The sequence below is a fragment of the Mesorhizobium sp. M7A.F.Ca.CA.002.05.1.1 genome, assembly GCF_003998335.1.
GTDB lineage: Bacteria > Pseudomonadota > Alphaproteobacteria > Rhizobiales > Rhizobiaceae > Mesorhizobium.
Genome location: NZ_RZQI01001562.1, coordinates 1 through 609, shown reverse-complemented (window position 1 = coordinate 609; position 609 = coordinate 1). Strand labels below are relative to the sequence as shown.

The following is a 609-nucleotide window of genomic DNA, read 5'->3' as shown; positions in this document are numbered from 1 at the left end:
TCCTTGTTCAAGGCCGGGAGAAGGCACAAAAGAGAGCCTCCCCGGCATCACGCCGTCCGACCTCCGCGCCTTCCACCAGGCCATTTTCGCTCGCGACGGGCTCCATATTGCCGTGGTGGGTGACATTGACGCGAACACGTTGAGGGAAAGGCTTGACCAGCTGTTTGGTGATTTGCCTGAGCAACAAACCCTCGTCCCCGTCTACGATGTCGCGCCGAAACTCGGTCAACTGGTGGAGGAGAACTACGACCTGCCGCAGACTTCGCTGACGTTGGCCTGGCCTGGCGTGAAGCCTAGCGCGCCGGATTTCTACGCGGCCGTGCTGCTGAACGACATCCTTGGCGGCTCATACTTGACTTCCCGCCTTTACGAGGAGGTACGTCAAAAACGCGGCCTTGCCTATCACGTCAGCTCTGAACTAACCCTTGACTCGCTTCTGGTTACGACAGAGACACGCTCGGACTGCGCTGCCCAAACACTGAGCATCGTGCGAGATGTGGTAAAGCAGATGGCGCAGCAAGGACCGACCGGGGCCGAGCTCAAGGCGGCGAAGAAGCACCTGATCGGCGCCTATGCCATCGACCAACTGGGCTCGACCCGCTCGATTGC

The 609-nt window shown here is 60.1% G+C and carries 1 protein-coding gene; it reads left to right on the top strand.

Annotation, left to right across the window (positions count from 1 at the left end):
- The coding region (locus EN939_RS37045; protein WP_164751642.1) for a M16 family metallopeptidase at nucleotides 1–609 on the top strand (609 nt) is incomplete at both ends.